Source organism: Mycetohabitans sp. B2, from assembly GCF_021733735.1.
In the GTDB taxonomy this organism is placed as follows: Bacteria; Pseudomonadota; Gammaproteobacteria; order Burkholderiales; family Burkholderiaceae; genus Mycetohabitans; species Mycetohabitans rhizoxinica.
In genome coordinates this window covers 1-1,018 of the sequence record NZ_JAHKSP010000192.1, presented here as the reverse complement: position 1 = coordinate 1,018, position 1,018 = coordinate 1, and the positions used below count along the sequence as shown (strand labels likewise).

Here is a 1,018-nt window from a genome sequence, read left to right as displayed (position 1 = left end):
ACATAGGCGCCACCCGCTTTGAGGATCGCCAGCAGCCCCACAACTAGCGCCGGCGAGCGCTCAACGCAGATCGCCACCCGGATGTCTGGCTTGACACCCAGCTCGATCAACTGGTGCGCCAAGCGATTAGCTTGTGCGTTCAGCTGCGCATAGCTCAGTGTCTGCGCTTCATATACCAGCGCTGGCGCCTCGGGCGTGCGCTCGACCTGCGCCTCAAACAACTGGTGCACACACCGATGTTTCGGATAGTCCCGCTGCGTCGCATTCCACGTGTCAAGCAGCAACTGACGCTCGGCCGGTGACAGCAACTCAAGCGTTGCAACCGGCTGCTGGGGGCGAGCCACCATGGCGCGCAACATCGTCTGTAGATACCCGACGTGCCGCTCGATCGTCGCGTGATCGAACAGCGCCGTCGCATACCCTAAGTTGCCAACGACCTCCTCACCTGCCTCAGATAAGTTCAGCTCGAGATCGAACTTCACGACCTCATACTCCAGCTCAGCCGGCGTGGTCGTGAGCCCGGGTAGGCGCCACTCGCCTGGCGCATTACTCTGCCACGCCAACATCACTTGAAACAGCGGCGTATGATTTAATCGACGCGGCGGCTGCACGATCTCCACCACTTGCTCGAACGGTAAATCCTGATGCGCTTGCGCATCGAGTGTCGTGCGCCGCACGCGCGCGAGCAGCTCTGCGGTATCCGGCTCGCCCGACAAATCCATGCGCAACGCCAACGTATTGACAAAAAAGCCAATCAACGGCTCGATTTGCGGGTGGTTACGATGGGCGCTGGGCGTGCCGATGACCACGTCGTGCTGGCCTGACAGGCGCGCGAGCACCGCGCTCCATGCGGCGAGCACCGTCATAAATAGCGTCGTGCCATGCTCAGCGCTTAAGCGCTTGAGCGCTTGCGTGGTCGATGCATCGATCTGCACCGGCACCTGCGCGCCGGCAAATGACTGTTGTGCCGGGCGCGGCCGATCGGTCGGTAGTTCAAGCAGCACCGGCGCGTCGGCGA

At 62.1% G+C, this 1,018-nt stretch carries 1 protein-coding gene; it reads right to left on the bottom strand.

Annotation, left to right across the window (positions count from 1 at the left end; translation table 11 throughout):
- The coding region (locus KPG66_RS17375; protein ID WP_237071682.1) for a condensation domain-containing protein at positions 1-1,018 on the bottom strand (1,018 nt) is incomplete at both ends.